At 51.7% G+C, this 18,203-nt stretch carries 14 protein-coding genes; 12 read left to right on the top strand and 2 right to left on the bottom strand.

From position 1 onward, the window contains the following. Positions 1-171 precede the first annotated feature (171 nt). From OEL90_RS01600 to OEL90_RS01560, 8 genes are all read left to right on the top strand, one after another. Positions 172-603 carry a MarR family winged helix-turn-helix transcriptional regulator gene (locus OEL90_RS01600; RefSeq protein ID WP_291400677.1) on the top strand — a complete coding sequence of 144 codons (432 nt, stop codon included), beginning with the start codon at positions 172-174 and terminating at the stop codon, positions 601-603. A 100-nt stretch (positions 604-703) separates the two neighbouring features. After that, entirely contained in the window at positions 704-1,984 is a 1,281-nt protein-coding gene (kynU, locus tag OEL90_RS01595; protein ID WP_300686811.1) for a kynureninase, read from the top strand. Between the two features lie 204 nt (positions 1,985-2,188). After that, positions 2,189-2,986, top strand: a complete 798-nt coding sequence (speD, locus tag OEL90_RS01590; protein WP_291400674.1) for an adenosylmethionine decarboxylase — start codon at positions 2,189-2,191, stop codon at positions 2,984-2,986. A 544-nt stretch (positions 2,987-3,530) separates the two neighbouring features. Next, positions 3,531-4,466: a magnesium transporter CorA family protein gene (locus OEL90_RS01585; protein ID WP_291400673.1), complete on the top strand. Its 936-nt coding sequence runs from the start codon at positions 3,531-3,533 to the stop codon at positions 4,464-4,466. 287 nt (positions 4,467-4,753) lie between these two features. Continuing rightward, a complete protein-coding gene (locus OEL90_RS01580) occupies positions 4,754-5,092 on the top strand; it encodes a Smr/MutS family protein (RefSeq protein ID WP_291400670.1) in 339 nt (112 codons plus the stop codon). Between the two features lie 33 nt (positions 5,093-5,125). Beyond that, entirely contained in the window at positions 5,126-5,995 is an 870-nt protein-coding gene (locus OEL90_RS01575; protein WP_291400668.1) for a DMT family transporter, read from the top strand. Then, positions 5,995-6,516 carry a dihydrofolate reductase gene (locus OEL90_RS01570; protein WP_291400666.1) on the top strand — a complete coding sequence of 174 codons (522 nt, stop codon included), beginning with the start codon at positions 5,995-5,997 and terminating at the stop codon, positions 6,514-6,516. Before OEL90_RS01575 ends, OEL90_RS01570 begins: the two co-directional genes overlap by 1 nt. A gap of 47 nt (positions 6,517-6,563) precedes the next feature. After that, positions 6,564-7,709, top strand: coding sequence for an alpha/beta fold hydrolase (locus OEL90_RS01560; RefSeq protein WP_308207470.1), 1,146 nt, complete (start codon positions 6,564-6,566; stop codon positions 7,707-7,709). A gap of 278 nt (positions 7,710-7,987) precedes the next feature. Here the strand turns inward: OEL90_RS01560 and OEL90_RS01555 are convergent, their stop codons facing one another. Next, entirely contained in the window at positions 7,988-10,369 is a 2,382-nt protein-coding gene (locus OEL90_RS01555) for a beta-propeller domain-containing protein (RefSeq protein ID WP_291400724.1), read from the bottom strand. Between the two features lie 141 nt (positions 10,370-10,510). Continuing rightward, entirely contained in the window at positions 10,511-11,047 is a 537-nt protein-coding gene (locus OEL90_RS01550) for a DUF4362 domain-containing protein (protein ID WP_291400664.1), read from the bottom strand. Between the two features lie 312 nt (positions 11,048-11,359). Between OEL90_RS01550 and OEL90_RS01545 the strand changes: the two genes are divergently transcribed. The 4 genes from OEL90_RS01545 (at position 11,360) to OEL90_RS01530 (ending at position 18,094) form a co-directional block, all read left to right on the top strand. Continuing rightward, complete coding sequence (locus OEL90_RS01545) at positions 11,360-12,496, top strand: DEAD/DEAH box helicase (protein ID WP_291400662.1); 1,137 nt, start codon at positions 11,360-11,362, stop codon at positions 12,494-12,496. A 104-nt stretch (positions 12,497-12,600) separates the two neighbouring features. Further along, positions 12,601-14,052: a sigma-54 interaction domain-containing protein gene (locus OEL90_RS01540; protein WP_291400661.1), complete on the top strand. Its 1,452-nt coding sequence runs from the start codon at positions 12,601-12,603 to the stop codon at positions 14,050-14,052. 270 nt (positions 14,053-14,322) lie between these two features. Next, complete coding sequence (locus tag OEL90_RS01535; RefSeq protein ID WP_291400660.1) at positions 14,323-16,038, top strand: urocanate hydratase; 1,716 nt, start codon at positions 14,323-14,325, stop codon at positions 16,036-16,038. Between the two features lie 340 nt (positions 16,039-16,378). Beyond that, positions 16,379-18,094: a urocanate hydratase gene (locus tag OEL90_RS01530; RefSeq protein WP_300686805.1), complete on the top strand. Its 1,716-nt coding sequence runs from the start codon at positions 16,379-16,381 to the stop codon at positions 18,092-18,094. Positions 18,095-18,203: the final 109 nt, after the last annotated feature.

Here is an 18,203-nt window from a genome sequence, read left to right as displayed (position 1 = left end):
ATAGTGTCAATGGATTTACTTTGGGTACGAATTATTTGACCGAGAAATTGGGAATGAGTGTGGTGGGGGCGGGTGACCATCGGCAGAGAAAAGTTTTAAAAGCTTTAAAAGCTTTTAAAGCTGATGCCGATGGTCGTGAGTTCCTAAGCCTTTCAGAAAGTGAGTGGTTGGATGAAGCAGGGATATGACCATTTGATGGGATTCAATTTTATTGAAATTGCCAGGAAAATTCAGGTGGCGGTCAGCAAGCAGCTGGAGCCGCTGGGCATCACGTTTGCGCAGTACAGGGTGGTGTCGAGGCTCTGGGTTGAGGAGGAAATGACCCAGAAGGCGCTGGGGGACGTGCTGACGCTGTCCGCGGCGACGCTGACGCCAATGCTGCAGCTGATGGAGAAGAAGGGCTGGATTCAGCGGACCACGGATGAGTTGGACACGCGCTCTAAAAAGATTCGCCTGACGGAGGCGGGGGCGGAGATTCGGGGGCGGGCCTTCGAGGTTGTGATGGCTTATGAGCGGGAGGAGCTGAGGCTTCTGCCGGAGGAAGAGTCTGGCCTGATGCTGAAGTGGCTGAGGCTGATTAACGAGCACTTGAAGAGTATTTAATTAGGGCGCGAAATTAATTTGGAGAAATAACTTGATTTTATAGCGTTTAGTGCTATTATATAGTTAGGGTACGAACTAAAAATTTAAAGGGGTGCGATAAATGGGTGTCTATGATCAAGGTGTTATGTTTGCTTCTGAGATGGACGGCGTGGATCCATTGAAAGGGATCCGTCAGGAATTTTATCTGAATGATGAGGTCATTTATATGGATGGCAATTCACTTGGACTTTTTCCGAAAGCGGCTGAGGCTTCTCTGCTGAGAGTCCTGGAGGATTACAAGCGCATGGGGATTGATTGCTGGACAAAGACAAATCCGCAGCTGTTTCTCTATCAGGATCACCTTGGGGCGCTGATGGCAAGTTTGGTGGGCGCTTCGCCGGAAGAAGTGACTATTATGTCAAATACGACACTGAATCTGCATTCCATGATTGCGACGTTTTATAAACCATCGGCTGAGCGTTTTAAGATTTTGGTCGACGACTTGACCTTTCCAACAAGCCGCTACGCCATTGAAAGCCAGCTGAGACTGAAAGGCCTGGCGCCTGAGGAGGCGCTCAAGGAAGTAAAGAGCCTGGATGGCAGGACGCTGGATGAGGACAGGCTGATCGAGGCCATGACTGAGGATGTGGCCATAGCGGTGTTTCCGTCCGTGCTATACCGCAGCGGGCAGCTGCTGGATGTGGCGAGGCTGACCCAGACAGCTCATGAACGTGGCATCATCATAGGGTTTGACTGCTGTCACGGGGTTGGCGCGGTGCCTCACGAATTTTCAAAGTGGGACGTGGACTTCGCGGTCTGGTGTACCTATAAATATCTGAACGGGGGACCGGGGTCGAACGCGGCGCTGTATTTAAACAAGCGGCATTTTGGCCTGCATCCGGGCCTCGCCGGCTGGCAGGGCTACGTCAAGGACAAGCAGTTTGACCTGCTCAATACTTTTGAGCCGGTCAGAAATGCAGGGGGCTGGCAGTCCGGTACTCAGAACATTTTCAGCATGGCACCGCTGGAAGGGTCTCTTGAGCTCTTCAACCGGGTCGGGGTGGAGAACATTCGTGAAAAGTCCCTGAAGCTGACGGATTACCTCATGGCTTTGATCGACGACAAACTTACCGGATACGGGTTCAGTGTTGGAAACCCACGGGAGCCGCACCGCAGGGGCGGCCATGTGGCGCTGGAGCATTCAGATGCGGTGCGGATCAACCAGGCACTAAAAGACAACGGGGTCATGCCGGACTTCAGGGCGCCAAATGTCATCCGCCTGGCGCCTATCGCGCTGTACACGTCCTTTACGGAAGTCTTTAGAGTCGTGGAAACTCTCGTCAGGATTATGGATGAAAAACTGTATGAAAATTATTCCTCGAAGCGGGGAACGGTCGCTTAAAACAGGAGTTCTTGAGCGGGGCTGGGAATGCTGACTGCAGCGGGGCTGGAGAACGGTTGTCGGCGTAGTTGAAAGCGAGATTGACAGCGCGGCGGACTAAGGTCTTGAGTTTTTTTCATAAGGTTCAACAAATAATTTGATCTTTGTGTCCTTTTATGATGTAATATGAGATTGTAAGAGGTTTCACAGAAGGGGGTCGAATCGTTGAATGAAAAACTCAAACTGTATGGGTTTAACAATCTGACAAAGACGTTGAGCTTCAACATCTTTGATATTTGTTACACGCACAGCAGGGATGACCAAAAAAAATACATCGATTATATCGATGAACAATACAACGCCAGACGTTTGACGAAAATTTTGACAGAGGTCACCGAAATGATTGGGGCCTGCATTCTGAATATCGCGAAGCAGGACTATGATCCGGAAGGGGCCAGTGTCACTATTCTGATTTCGGAAACGCCGGTCCGGGTCAGTGAACTCGACGCCTCCTGTAATTTGGGGCAGCTGGTGTATAAGGATTCTGTCGTCGGTCACCTGGACAAGAGTCATATTACCGTTCACACCTATCCGGAAAGTCATCCCCAGGATGGCATCTCGACCTTTCGCGTGGACATAGATGTCTCGACTTGTGGCGAAATTTCGCCGCTGAAGGCGCTCAATTATCTGATTGAGTCCTTTGACTCGGACATCATCAATCTGGACTACCGCGTTCGCGGTTTTACCAGAGACACAAATGGTCAGAAGTTTTACATCGATCATAAGATCACCTCTATTCAGGACTATATCTCGCCGGATGTTTTGGATCGATATAATGCCATAGACACCAACGTCTATCAGGAAAATATCTTCCACACCAAGATGCTGCTCAGGAAGTTTGATCTGGACAACTATCTGTTTTCAACAGAAAAACTGGATCTGAGCCCTGAAGAACGGCGTTTGGTGACAAAGCGCCTGCGTTACGAAATGGAAGAGATTTATTACAGAAAGAATTATCTGTAGCCGTTTTAATCACATGAGTGGATCAGCCCTTTGGAATGAGCGGAAAGCTTTATTCCAGGGGGCTTTTTATTCGTGTTGATGTTTCTATAAGGCGTGCAACTCGCTACGCCATAAACCCCGCTGCGCGAGATTTATGGCTGCGCTTCGGTCACGGGCTGCGCCCTATACAAAGAAAAATGAGCTCGAGCTTCAGAGAACAAGCTCTCTTCAATCGAGCTCATTTTTCTTTGTGCACGTCTGTTAGCCTTCGCGTATTCTGGGGACGCGGACGGTAATATAATCCGCTTTTAAAATGTCTTGAACTGCTGGCCCCAAAAGGGTACGATAGGAAAGGAGTACACCATCACCTCATTCGAAAAGACGAAAAGGAGTGTGAAGCGTCATGGACGCTGGACCGAGTAGAATGCCGAAAACAAAATATGAATGGCGGCTCTGCACAGGGTAATTCCAGGCGGATGTTGACGCAGGATCCGGTAAATGATCATCGCGCTCGACTTTTGGCTTGGCTTTGCCAAGCGCAGGACGCCGAGAAGGAGCGAATGCGATGATTCAAATTTTTAAAACCATCGGCGAAAAGCTTGAAACGGTTGAGATGAACGGGGACGGCTGCTGGATCCACATGACGGCGCCCACAGAGCAGGAACTGCAGGATATCTGCAGAAATTTTCCGGACATGGACCCGACGCACCTGAGGGCGGCGCTGGACGAAGAGGAACGGGCGAGGATCGAGATTGAGCCGGGCTCGACTCTGATACTGGTGGACGTGCCTATGATCGAGCCGTCGGAGAACAACAAATACTACAATACGCTGCCGCTGGGCATCATCCTGGCTGGGGATTCGATTATCACCGTGTGTACGCAGGATGTGCCGCTGATCAAGGATTTTGCGGGCGGGAGCATTCGCAGTTTTTACACGTTTAAGAAAACGCGTTTTATTCTTCAAGTTTTGTATAAAAATGCGTCCTATTATCTGATGTTCCTGAAGCAGATCGACCGAAGGAGCAGTCAGATTGAGCGGGAGCTTCACAAATCCATGAAGAACAAGGAGCTGATTCAGCTGCTTGAGCTGGAAAAGAGCCTGGTATACTTTTCGACGTCCCTGAGGGCAAATGAGGTTGTGCTGGAGCGGATGCTGAGGCTGGACGCCATCAAGAAGTATCCTGAGGATGAGGATCTCCTGGAAGACGTTATCATTGAGAATAAGCAGGCCATTGAGATGGCAACCATCTACAGCAATATTTTGAGCGGGACCATGGACGCCTTCGCGTCGGTCATTTCGAACAATCTCAACATAGTCATGAAGCTGTTGACATCTATCACTATTGTTATGGCTATTCCGACCATGATCGCGAGCTTTTTCGGCATGAACGTGCCGGTGCCGCTTGAAGGAAACGCCTGGGCGTTTGTGGTGATCATAATGATGACCGTAGGCCTGGCTGTGCTGTCGACTTTTGTAATGTGGAAGAAGAAGCTGTTTTGAATTGAAGGCCGGGTGTGAGCGAAATGTTCGGCCAGTGAGCCGTGAAGGCGCAAAAAAGCCGCTGAGGCTTCGAATCCCAAAAGGATGCGAGGGGGCAGCGGCTTTCTTTTTCTATTATAGGGTTTATTATGTTTTTCGTCGGAGGTATGTTAATAAACCTATGAATTTGGGAATGAAAAGGTAGAATGGAATTAGAAGTTTGGTCAGTGTTGCCTTGAAATATGGTTTTTATGGTTTTTATGAAGGTGCTATGTTTCGTTTTGAGATAGCCGCTGGGAGTGTGGGTTGTGCAAAAAGTGAACGAACTGAATTTGGAACGCGGCATGCCGGAGGTGGCAACGGCAGTCCGGCGGCTCAAGGATGGCCTTGTGACCGCGAAACGACAGGGTGTCAAGGCGGTGGTTGTCATTCACGGCTACGGTTCCAGCGGGGTGGGCGGTGCCATCAGAGGCGCGGTTCAAAAGACCTTGGACGAGGATCAAATGCGAGGGCTGGTGCGCTTTTGGTTTAGTGGAAGTGCCTGGTCCTGGAAAAAGAAAGAGGCACTGGCCATCTGTAAGGATTTGGAGAAGTTTGAGAGAAGAATTTACGGTAACGAAGGCGTGACCGTGGTGATTTTGAAGTAGGGTCGCTGTTTTAGATATTTAGGGGTGATTTCAATGAAACTTCAAAGAAAGGCTGATTTGGCCTTAATTATGGTGGTCATGTTCTGGGGGACCTCAAATTTATTGACTAAGGTTGGCCTTGGTGATTTAAGCGAATTTAATCTGATTGCCCTGCGCTTTGTCATTGCGTTCGCGCTGACGGCTGTGATCTTTCGAAGGCGACTGGCGGCGGTTGATCTTATAACCGTGAAGCGCGCAGCAATGCTGTCGGTCATCCTCTTTTGTGTTTTCATTTTCGCGACGTTTGGGGTCAGGCATACGACGGTGTCCAATGCCGGATTTCTGACCTGTCTTTCGGGGATCATCGTACCCATGATCAACTTCGCGGTCTTTAAGATCAAGCAGGATAAGCTGACCGTAATAAGCATTCTGATGGCGCTCGCGGGCGTTTGGCTATTGATCGCGGGCACCTCACTTACTTTTAATTTAGGGGATATATTATGTATTCTGTGCTCTGTAGCGTTTGCTGTCCACATCCTGGTGACGGAACGGCTGACACGAGACGTGGACTCGGTTGCGCTGGGCGTGATTCAGCTGGGATTCGTTGGTGTTTACGCTGTGGTCTTCAGTTTTATGCTTGAGACGCCAACCCTTCCGGTGTCTGTTTCGAATTGGATGGTCGTCCTGGGACTCAGCGTCTTTTCGACAGCGATTGCCTTTGTCACTCAGACTGTCGCGCAGAAGTACACCACGGCAACTCATACGGGATTGATCTTCACCTTTGAGCCGCTGTTTTCGGTACTTATTGCTTATATTTTTCTTGGCGAAATCCTGTCTCTCAGGGGCTATGCCGGGGCGGTGCTGATGCTGGCGAGCCTGTTGCTGATAGAATTGAAGCCTGACTTTAGAAAGGTGGTATCCTGATGACTGCGTGGACTATGATTTTTGCTGTGGATCTCGACTGGAATATTGGCTATGATGGCGATATGCTGTTCAAGATTCACGCTGACCTGAGACGTTTCCGAAGGATGACGCAGTCTAATCTGATCATCATGGGTCGCAAGACCTTCGAGTCACTTCCTGAGCAGCGTCCGCTGCCCAACCGCGTCAATATTGTGGTCACCCGGGACCGGGCTTACCGGCGGGAGGGTGTGACGGTGGTACATGATCTCGATGCGCTCAAGTCCTTGGTGGACGGGCTGGTGGCGGACAGCGGCGGTGATCTCAGGCCTTTTTTGATAGGCGGAGGGGAGCTGGCCAGGCAGTGTCTGCCATGGTGCGCTCATGCCCTTATTACTAAAGTGTTCCGGCGCTTTGACGCGGATACTCTGATTCCCAATCTGGATGAAGATCCTGACTGGGCAACCGTGTGGACGTCAAGGCGTTACAGCCAGGAGGATCTGGTTTATCAGTATGTGAATTATGAGCGAGTTTCTGGTGTTTAGACCTTTTCGGAAGGTTTATAAGAGTGTTTGTAAGGGGGCGGCGCGTCGTGATTGAGGAGAAGCTAATCGGTCAGGAGCTAGTAGTACCAGGTGGGATCTATCGTCACTTCAAGGGGAAATTCTATAAAGTGCTGGAGGTCGCGAGGCATTCAGAAAACGGTTTGCCGATGGTCATCTATCAAGCACTCTACGGCGAGTATGGTCTCTGGGTCCGCCCGCTGGAGATGTTTCTGGAAGACATCGAACGCGATGGCGTACGCGTGCGGCGGTTTGAACTCTGGCAGGACGGAAGTGACGGGGCGTTCTATAAGGATGGAATGGATGGGGTTGAAAAACTATCTGAAGTCACGTTGGACCAGGATCCATGTGCCCGGATGCTGCGGGATCCTTCGGAGGCGCTGGAGCCTGCACAGGATCTGCATCAGCTGATCCTGGAGCTGGATGGGGAAAGGCGCTTCGGGGTCATGTTTTCGGCAGGCGGCGGGAGTGGGTCGAGGCCTACGCTGCTGCTGCTTCATGGATTCCCGGGCAACGAGCGAAACTTTGATCTGGCCCATGCCGTCAGGCGGCTGGGATGGAATGTCATGATCTTCCACTACCGGGGCACCTGGGGCAGTGATGGGGTGTTTACGTTTGAGAATGCGCTTGAGGACATCCGGGCCGCCATTGCTTATCTTCGCTCTGAAGCCGCCATTCAGGCGTTCGGGGTGAATCCTCAGAACCTTTTTATTGGGGGCAACAGCTTCGGCGGATTTGCAGCGATTTTGGCCGCTCAGGAGGATCCTGAGATTAAAGGGTGCATAGCCTTGTCGGTCTATGATTTGGGGAGAATGGGTGAGCTGATTCAGAAGGATACGGTGGCGGAAGGCGAGATGAAGTCGATGTTTGCTGCTTGCGTGATCCCGACCATCGGCGGATCTGTGGAGGCACTGACTCAAGAAGTGCTGGATCACCAAGGGGACTGGGATATAAGCGGCAAGGCCGGTCGTCTTAAGAACCGTCCTGTTCTGCTAATGGCGGGCTCACGGGATGTGGACGGGCCGCCGGCGGTGCACTACGAGCCTCTGAGGGCAGCGCTGGAGGCTTCCGGCGTGCTGCTGGAAGCGCATCTGCTGGAAAGTGATCACGGCTTCCAGAATAAACGGATTGAGGTCGCCTGCAGGATGGGGCGGTTTCTTGAGCGGTGGAAGTGAACGAAAATTATGGCACCATAAAAGGCGGCAGGGACAAATCGAACTTTTGTCCCTGCCGCCTTTTTCAATTTGGTGTCTGACACTCAGTTTAGGTCGGTGTCTGACACTCAGTTTAGGTCGGTGTCTGACACTCAGTTTAGGTCGGTGTCTGACACTCAGTTTAGATTGGTGTCTGACACTCAGTTTAGATTGGTGTCTGACACTCAGTTTAGATTGGTGTCTGACACTCAGTTTAGATTGGTGTCTGACACCAAGTTCACTTTGGTGCCAGAGCTTTGTCAATAAATTGTAATACTTCCCTCGGATTCAAGGGTGGTTTTGTCGAAAGCGCGAATGCGGCCGTCCTGAACATAGTAGAGGGTGTCGCCAATGTAGCAGAGGCGGCGAACCCATGAATAATAGTAGATGTTGTCAGGGGAGGAGAGCGCAGGCAGGCTTTCGATTTGGCCTTTGACATCGAATCCATCCTGGGCGTCATAGGTCATGACCACTGCGCCGTTGAAATAATCCACTCTGGTCTTGTCTGGGCTGTCCTGATCTGAAATAGTACCATCAAAAGCAATCATTTGGTTTTTGAGATCGAACATAATCGCTTTGTGGTTGTAGAGCATTTCGGCATAGCTGCCGGAACCGCCCAGTGTCAGTGTTTGGATTTCTTTAGGCTTACCCATGTCAGAGACATCAAAGAGTGAGAATTTAATACCTGCGGTGCGGGTGCCAACGACGATTTCTTCACCGTTGGAGTCTCTGGTGTAAATGTCTTGAGTGCCCTGGCCAATGCCAAGGATCAAGTCTTCTTCAACCGGGTGGAGATAGTTGGAGAAGCCCGGAACCTTAAGTTCCCCGGTAATTCTAGGCGCTTTTGGATTAGACAGATCGAGGACGAAGAGCGGGTCAATCTGTCTGAAGGTGACCACGTAACCCTTGTCGCCCATGAATCTTGCGGAGTAGATGGTTTCACCCGGTGCCATATTTTCGACGGCGCCAACGACGTTAAGCTGATCGTCGAGGACATAGACTGCATTGGTGGTTTCCATAGCCCAGCGCGTTGTCGCCAAGCGCAGGTAACCGTTGTGTTCATCCATGGAAAACTGGTTGAGCAGCGTGCCTTTGACTTTGCCGCCGCCTGCGAAGCCAATCTTGAGTCCGTCTATGCTGAACTTGGAAAGGCTGGTGGTGGAGCCGGACATGTCGCTGTAATCCTGACGCGCGATATACAGTGCCTGATCATTCATATAAATCTGAGTGCCGCTTCCGAGAATAGCTTCCACGGTGGAAGGGGTGCCTTCATCGCGAATGTCTATTGCAGCCACCATCAGATATTCCGGTGTCGTGTTGCCCGGATAGTACATGATCTGGTTGATGCTGAGTGGTTTGTATGCATCGCTCTTCACGGTATCTCGAAGGATTGGGAGGACATCCTCCATAATATAGTAGTAGTTATATTTGTTGACGGCCAAGTAAACAGTGTCGTCTTTTTTGCGGCTGGAGAGCAAATTGCCTTCAAGCTCAAATTCCTTCAGGAGTTCCGCTTTGCCTGTGTCGCTGATAGTATAGACACCGGTATAGACAAAACTCTTGCTGTAGTAAGGCGGCATGATGCCGATTCTGGTGTCGCCATCCATAGCAGGCATTGGGGCAGGTTCTGTCACCGTACCGGACTCCATCAATGGAAGATCCACAGGCCGAACTTGCGGGAGGCTCCTTGAGCCCAGGATCACGAGACGGCCGCTGTCAATATAGAGCTCAGAAATGTGAATGCCCTGGCCATATTTTTCATCTATTGGCATGCGAATGGTATCGGTGAGTTTCATGTCGCTGCCATCAGCGCGGACTATGCTGACGACGTTGCCGGACGCGACATAGATGAATTTGCCGTCGGTTTTTACGACGTCAGCTTCTTCAATGCCCTCGACCTGCTCGTTGGTGCTGGAGAAGTCCCTGTCGCCGCCACCGGAGGCCGAATCCTCTGCAGGCGCGGATGGTGCTGGGGCTTCAGCAGGCGACTCAGCTGCAGGAGCGGCAGTTTCAGGAACGGCATCTTTCAAGCCGCCGCTGTAGCCATACTGGTTAATGCTGCTGGAAAGCAGCGTCTTCAACTGCCAGAGTGAGGACACTTTGACAGCTTGACCAATTTTGGCGCGGATACTTTCCCGCAGCGTTTGATCTGCCGCGAGATTGACGAGTTTGTCGCCAATGAGGACCACGTTGCTGTCGTAGCTGACTGCTTTGCCGAGTACATCTTCACAGATGACGCGCAGCGGCAGCATGGAACGGTTTTCGATCACGAGGGTCTCGGTATCGAAGGTGACGCGTTTAGCCGGCTGACCGGTTACGATCAGGTCGTAATAGTTTTTGTTGAAGTAGAAGATGAACATTTTGCCGCCGTATTCGATCACAGCGGCTTGTTTAGGCGCGTCGTAGCTGACTTTGGCGCCAAAGTGCTCCGCCACGGCACGTGCTGGAACCAGTGTCCTGTCTTTGTGGACAATGGCTGCCACGTTAGGATTATCCGGATCCAGTGGGCTGACGACACCGTTTGAGAGCGTCAGCGGGCTGCCTATATAGAGCGCAATCGATCCGTCTCCGGCGGTCGTTTCGGCCATAGCCGGCACAGCGGCTGTTAATGCCAGCACGACCAGCATCAAAATGGATAGCATTTTTTTCACTTGGCTCACATCCTTTTTTGGGTTGATGGAGTGCTTAACTGTTTAATTGGAGATTGTTCCATGACTCGCTACATTAGTACCCTTATAACTTCCTTTGATGACAGTCTGTCTTAAAAGACCTCAATCTGATAATTACATTCCAATCGGCAAGATCACCTCTTCCGGGGTCTCAGTCTGTGGAACAGGCTGCTCTGCAGCCGCATCGAAAACTCTGATCCGTCCATCCGCCAGGATCTCATAAGCGTCATAAGTATAGCTCATGACCTTGTCTATGCCGCCCGAGAAAGCATCGCGGCTCACATCCTGGGTGAGATGAAATACAGTTCCGTCATAATTGACATCCATAAGAATGGGGTCGCCTTCAATGGTAAATGCCACAAAGCGCATGAAGGTCGGTTCGCCCTTTTCCAGGGTGCTCTTAAACTTTTCATAAGCTTCTGTATTGGTCAGCTCGCCGTGTAGATTGACGACGTCACCGCGTTCCACAGCGGTTTCAAAAGGGTAGTCCTCCGGTACTTCTGCCAGAGGCACAAAACCATTTGTGGTTTCGGAAGGCTCTATGGTTCCGTTTGGATCTGTCTTTTGTCCAGTGCATCCGCTGACGAGGACCATCACAAGGATCAGCAGCGCAAGTCCTGTCAGCGTCATGATAGTTTTTAATTTTGTCATTCTATTCACCTCCGTGGAGCTATCTGCCAATGGATCTGGCGTTCAATGGTTTAGACGAAACTCATCCGCCAACGGTTCCAGAACTTTAACTTGGTGACGCGGACAACTTTCAACTTGGTGACGGGGCGGTAATGAAATTGTAATATTATCGACCATCGGCAAACGTCTTGAAAAGGGTTTCAAAAGGGTTGCGGGAAGCATCTGTAATAATTCAAACGTAGATTTAGAAGACAACATGTGTTAAAGTGTGTATAATCTTTATACACTTAAATTTAGAGGAACGGCCTTTTAAAGGCCCATCAGGAGGATTCCATGAAAACATTTAAAGAACTCGGCATCTCAGACGCCTTAATCACAGGCCTGTCGAAAGCCGGTATCGTCACCCCTACAGAGATTCAGGGCGCGGTGATCCCTACAGGGCTGGCCCGTCAGGACGTCATTGCTCAGTCTGTCACCGGTTCCGGCAAGACGCTGGCCTATCTGCTGCCCATTTTTGAATCTATTGATGTGACTTCCAAAGCGCTTCAAGCGGTCGTGCTCAGTCCGACCCATGAGCTCAGCGTTCAAATCGCCAACGAGGTCAAGAAACTCGCTCAAAATGCGGGGCTGGCGCTTCAGTGTCAGGTGCTTATTGGTGAAACCAGCCTGAAGCGGCAGGTGGAAGCCTTGAAGAGCAAGCCGCAGATCGTGGTGGGTTCGCCGGGGAGAATGACCGAGCTGATTGCCATGAAAAAGCTTAAGATGCATGAGGTTAAAACCATCGTTCTCGACGAGGCGGACCGGCTGATGGACGACACCAAGCTGGCGGACTGCCGGACCGTGATCAAGGCGACGCTGCGTGACCGTCAGCTCATGGCGTTTTCAGCCTCTATAACCCCACAGGCCGAGACCGTGCTCACAGAAATGATGAAAACACCCCAGGTCATCCGGCTGGAAGGGACGCTGGTCAATCCAAACATCACGCACCTCTACGTGGAATGCGATCTCAGGGATAAAGCCGACGCTGTCAGAAAGATCGCCAGCGCGCTGAAGCCGGAGAAAATTCTGGTGTTCCTCAATAAGAATGACCATATTCAGAACATGGAAAAATTCCTGATTCATCACAAGGTCAGCGCCAAGGCCATATACGGCGCTTCTGAGCGACAGGACCGAAAGGATGCCATGGAAGGCTTCAGATCCGGCCGCTACCAGGTGCTGATCGCGTCGGACCTCGCGGCGCGGGGGCTGGATATAGCTGGGCTCAATGTCGTCGTCAGCGCGGATGTGCCAAAGAAGACCGAGGAGTACGTTCACCGTGTCGGCCGCACCGCCCGCTATGCCAACGAGGGCTATGCCATTGTTCTGGCCACAGCCCAGGACCTTTCCTTCCTGAAGACCCTGGAAGAGGACCTGTCCGTAACCTTTCACGAAAAAATTCTGAGATTTGGCAGGATTGAAGATCCCCGGTAACTGAAGAAATTCGCTGACGTTTCATAACCAGGAGGAAAAGGCGCCCGGCACCATTTCCATGTTCCTCCTGGCACCACTCTTCGCACTTAAGGAGGCCTTCAGTCATGGCTGTCTATGCTAAAGCAGACCCTGAAATGCTGCTCTTCGCGTTTCAGAAAATACTTGACTCAATTTCAGACGGCGTCGTCATGAGTGATGCCGATGGCCGGCTGATCGTCTACAATCACGCCCAGGAAAAGCTGGAAGAGCTTCATGGCGAGGACATCATAGGCAAACCCCTCTGGGAAGCCTATGGTTACGATCCTGACAACGAGTCAGAGCACCGTAAAGTCCTGACCAGCGGCAAGGCGATTGAAAACCGCTACGAAGCCCATGCCGTCAACAACGGCATCCCCAAATATGTGTCCTACAGCACCTACCCTGTGCTTCGAAACGGAGAGGCTATCGGTGTCTTTTCGATCAGCAAGAATGAAACCAAGCTGCACTCCCTCTTGGAAGAGGCCATCGAGCTCAAGCGCCGCTTCCTGAGCCTGGACCCAGACCATCAGGAGCCGGTGGAGGACGCAGGCAATGGCACGCGGTACAATTTTACCAACCTCATTGGTGACAGCGAGGCCACCCGGCAGCTCATCAAGGAAGCCCAGAAGATCGCCTGGCTCGACAACAACGTCTTGATTGTCGGGGAAACCGGCACCGGCAAAGAAGTGTTTGCCCAGAGCATTCACAACCACGGGAAGAAGCACAAAGAGCCCTTCATAGGCATCAACTGCGCCGCGATTCCTGAAAACCTTCTGGAGGGCATTCTGTTTGGTACGGTCAAAGGCGCCTACACCGGCGCAATGGACCGAAGCGGGCTTTTCGAGGACGCCAGGAGCGGAACGCTCTTTCTGGATGAGCTCAACTCCATGCCGGTGTCCATGCAGACCAAGCTGCTGCGGGTTTTACAGGAGCGCAAGGTCAACCGGGTAGGAGGATCTGAGTTTGTTCCCGTCAAGTGCCGCGTCGTCTGCGCTATGAACGAGGATCCCATGAAATTGATCAGCGAGGGCAAGCTGAGACAAGACCTGTATTACAGGATTGGGGGCCTGAGCCTTTACATTTCACCCCTCAGGGAACGCCCGGAGGATGTCCGGTGTCTGACCCGCTTCTTCATTCAAAAGTACAATCACATGCTCAATACCCATGTGGAGCAGCTTTCCGAGGTTCTCGAACGGGCATTTGAAAACTATGAATGGCCGGGCAACGTCAGGGAGCTGGAACACGTCATAGAAAACCTGATGGTCCATAACGATGAGCAAAACCGGGTGCTGGAGGGAACACATCTGCCCTCTTATCTGAAGGCCTCGCTCAAAATTGACCCCAAGGCGGAGCGGCCAAAGCAGGTCAAACGGGAAGGGCTCAATGACCGCATGGATCATTTCGAGCGGGAAATTATTTTGGAAGCGCTCGGCCGCAACGGCTACAACATTTCCTCCACCTCCCGGGAGCTTGGGATCATCCGCCAGAGCCTGCTTTACAAAATGAAGCGGCTGGGGATTGAAAAAGTGACGTCCTGACACCCGTGAAGTTTTTATACAGGGTGTAAAATATTATACACTCAGAGTTTAAGGCGTAAAGACAGCAACGTGTATGAAATTTATACATGCTGCTGTCTTTCGTTTTTTTGGGGGTGTGTTATTCTGTTGGCGTTGTAAAATTTATATCCAGCATTTCCAACGCTTTCAAAGATATTTGCCGATGGTCGCTAAACTTGGCACGCCACTTGCTTATATAGTTTGGCAAGAAACAAAAATCCATGAAACACCCAATAAAAGGAGGAACCATCAGTGGCAAACGCAGAAATTCTTTACTCGGTTAAGGCTCAGCGCGGAGATACCCTTCGCTGCAAAGGCTGGAAGCAGGAAACGATCCTCAGGATGCTGGAAAACAACATGGAGAACGCGGAAATTCCTGAGCTTCTCGTCATTTACGGCGGAAACGGCAAGTGCGCCCGAAACTGGGAGTCCTATCATGCGATCGTCCAGTCTCTCAAAGAGCTGGAGGACAATGAAACTTTAGTCGTTCAGTCCGGCATGCCGGTTGCGATTTTTAAGACCCACAAACTCGCGCCGCGCGTCGTCATGGCGACCACCAATATCATGAAAGCCACTTGGGAGACTTTTTACGATCTACAGGACAAAAACCTCACCATGTTTGCCAACTATACGGCGGCGCCTTGGGAATACATCGGCACACAAGGGGTTATTCAGGGGACCTTTGAGACCTTGTCTGCCATTGCTATTAAGCGTTTCGACAATGACCTTGCCGGAAGGATTTATCTGACAGCCGGCGCGGGCGGCATGGGCGGCAACCAGAGCTGGGCCATGAAGATGCACGGCGGCGTCGCGATCATTGTCGACGCGGACGAGCGCGTCATTCAGCGCAGAATAGACAAGAACTACATGGACATGATGGTACATTCTTTTGATGAGGCTAGAAAAATTGCAGAAGAGCATGCCGCGGCTAAAAAGCCGTTATCTATAGGCGTCGTGGGCAACGCGGCGGAGATCTTCTGGGAGGCTTATGATAAGGGCTTCCAGCCGGACATTGTCAGCGAAATGTGCCCGTGCCATGATCCGATTTCCTATATCCCGGCCGGTTACACGGGTGAGCAGGCGGACGAGTATCGTGCCCGCGACAGAAAGGCTTACCTGACTGACGCCCGGGAGTCCATGCAGAAGCAGCTGCGCGCCATGATTGCCTTCTCCAAGAAAGGCGTTGAGGTCTTTGAGTATGGCACGAGCATCCGCAAAGAGTGTATGGATGCAGGCATGCCGCCGGAAGAAGCGAAGCAGATTCCGGGCTTTGTCTCTGAATACATTCGCCCGCTCTTCTGCGAAGGCCGCGGTCCGTTCCGATGGATCTGCACCTCCGGAGAAGCCTCCGACCTCGCCCGTCTCGACGACCTTGCCCTTGAAATCTGCGCCGGCGATCCCCTCGTAGAGCGCTGGATCAAGCTTGCCAGAAAGAATCTGCCTATTGAGGCGCTCCCTGCAAGAATCTGCTACATGGGCTTTGGCCAGCGTAAGCGCTTTGGCCTCGCGGTCAACGACCTTATCAAAAAAGGCGAAGTCAAGGGTCCTGTGGCGTTTTCCAGAGACAACCTCGACTCTGGCTCCATTGTCAATCCTACCTTTGAGTCTGAAAATATGCTGGACGGCGGCGACCTGATCTCTGACTGGCCATACCTGAACGGCCTCCTCAACTGCGCGGCGGGCTGCGACCTGATCGCCATCCAGGCGAACTACTCCATGGGTGAAGCGGTTCACACCGGCGTCACCATGATCGCGGACGGCACGGAAGAGGCAGACCTTCGCCTTGAGGCATCCCTGACAGTCGACTCAGGCATAGGCGTCATTCGTCACGCACAGGCGGGTTATCAGGCGGCTAAGGACGTTTGCAACGGCAAAGGAAAGCTGACTACCGACAGCATTAAAGTGCCGCTCTGGTGGGAGCCTGCGGATAAGGTGACCTTTGGTCCATCCGGAATGCCGCCGAGATAGGAAGTGGAAAAAGGTGTCTGACACCGAGAGGGAAACTGGGTGTCTGACACCCAGTTTCACCATCGAAGAAGAAACTCGGTGTCTGACACCCAGTTTCACCGATGTATAAAATATATACAACTATGTAAAATATTTTACACCCAATTTCACTCATTTCTTGTGTTGAACTGTATAAAAAATAGACACCCTTAGTATTATCTTAAATCACCCATTTCACAAAAACCTCTAATTCCAATGGCTGCAGAGAAAATTCAGAACTTTCGGCAAGTTGGCACACGACTTGCTTATATGAACAGTGAGCAACAACTTACACTTTCATGATTATAAGGAGGACGTTAAAGTGGCAAACGCAGAGATTCTTTATTCGGTTAAGGCACAGCGCGGTGACACCTTACGCTGCAAAGGCTGGAAGCAGGAAACCATACTCAGAATGCTGGAAAACAATATGGAGAACGCTGAGATCCCTGAGCTTCTCGTCATCTACGGCGGCAATGGCAAATGTGCGCGCAACTGGGAATCCTACCATGCAATCGTCAAGTCCCTGAAGGAACTTGAGGATAACGAGACCCTCGTCATTCAGTCCGGCATGCCTGTGGCGATCTTCAAGACCCACAAGCTGGCGCCTCGCGTTGTCATGGCGACCACCAATATCATGAAGGCAACCTGGGAAGTGTTCTATGACCTTCAAGACAAAAACCTTACCATGTTCGCTCAGTATACTGCGGCGCCATGGGAATATATTGGCACACAGGGCGTTATCCAGGGCACTTTTGAGACCCTTTCCGCCATTGCAATCAAACGTTTTGACAACGACCTCGGCGGCAAAATCTATCTGACAGCCGGCGCAGGCGGCATGGGCGGCAACCAGAGCTGGGCTATGAAAATGCATGGCGGCGTTGCAATCATCGTCGACGCGGACGAGCGTGTCCTCAAGCGCAGAATTGAAAAGAACTATCTGGACCAATACGTCCATTCCTTTGATGAAGCCAGAAAAATTGCTGAAGAGCATGCCGCAGCCAAGAAACCGCTTTCAATCGGGATCGTAGGCAACGCTGCTGACATCTATTGGGAAGCTTACGAAAAAGGCTTCCAGCCTGACATTGTCAGCGAAATGTGCCCATGCCATGACCCAATTTCCTACATTCCATCCGGTTATACAGGCGAGCAGGCTGACGAATACCGTGCCCGCGACAGAAAAGCTTACCTTGAAGACGCCCGCGCCACTATGATCAGTCAGCTGCGCGCCATGATCGCGTTCTCCAAGAAGGGCGCTGAAGTCTTCGAGTACGGCACCAGCATCCGCAAAGAGTGTATGGACGCGGGCATGCCGCCTGAAGAAGCGAAGCAGATCCTTGGATTTGTCGCCGCCTACATTCGTCCGCTCTTCTGCGAAGGCCGCGGACCGTTCCGCTGGACTTGCATCTCCGGTGAAGCCTCCGACCTCGCCCGACTCGACGATCTCGCTCTTGAAATCTGTGCCGGCGATCCGCTCGTAGAGCGCTGGATCAAGCTTGCCAGAAAGCACCTTCCAATTGAGGCACTCCCTGCGAGAATCTGCTACATGGGCTTCGGACAGCGTAAGCGCTTTGGCCTCGCTGTCAACGACCTTATTAAAAAAGGTGAAATCAAGGGTCCGGTAGCGTTCTCCCGCGACAACCTCGACTCCGGTTCCATTGTGAATCCAACCTTCGAATCTGAGAACATGAAAGACGGCGGCGACCTGATCTCCGACTGGCCATACCTGAACGGCCTCCTCAACTGCGCGGCAGGCTGCGACCTGATCGCCATCCAGGCGAACTACTCCATGGGCGAAGCGGTTCACACCGGCGTCACCATGATCGCGGACGGCACAGAAGAAGCGGATCTCAGACTTGAAGCGTCTCTGACCGTCGACTCCGGCATAGGCGTCATCCGCCACGCGCAAGCTGGCTACGAGACCGCTAAAGATGTCGCCAACGGCAAAGGCAAGCTGACCACAGACAGCATTAAAGTGCCGCTCTGGTGGGAGCCTGCGGACAAAGTCACCTTTGGCCCAACCGGCATGCCTCCAAGATAGTCAAAACTTTCAAACACCAAAATGATAGGCTGATTTCAGCGGTTCATTGACCACGACCGGCGATGTGCGACGCATCGCCGGTTTCTTTGATTAAACAAAGTCACAAGCA

The sequence above is a fragment of the Acidaminobacter sp. genome (genome assembly GCF_030247605.1).
GTDB lineage: Bacteria > Bacillota > Clostridia > Peptostreptococcales > Acidaminobacteraceae > Acidaminobacter.
The sequence above is the reverse complement of the archived record's forward strand: the minus strand, read 5'-3'. Positions and strand labels throughout refer to the sequence as shown.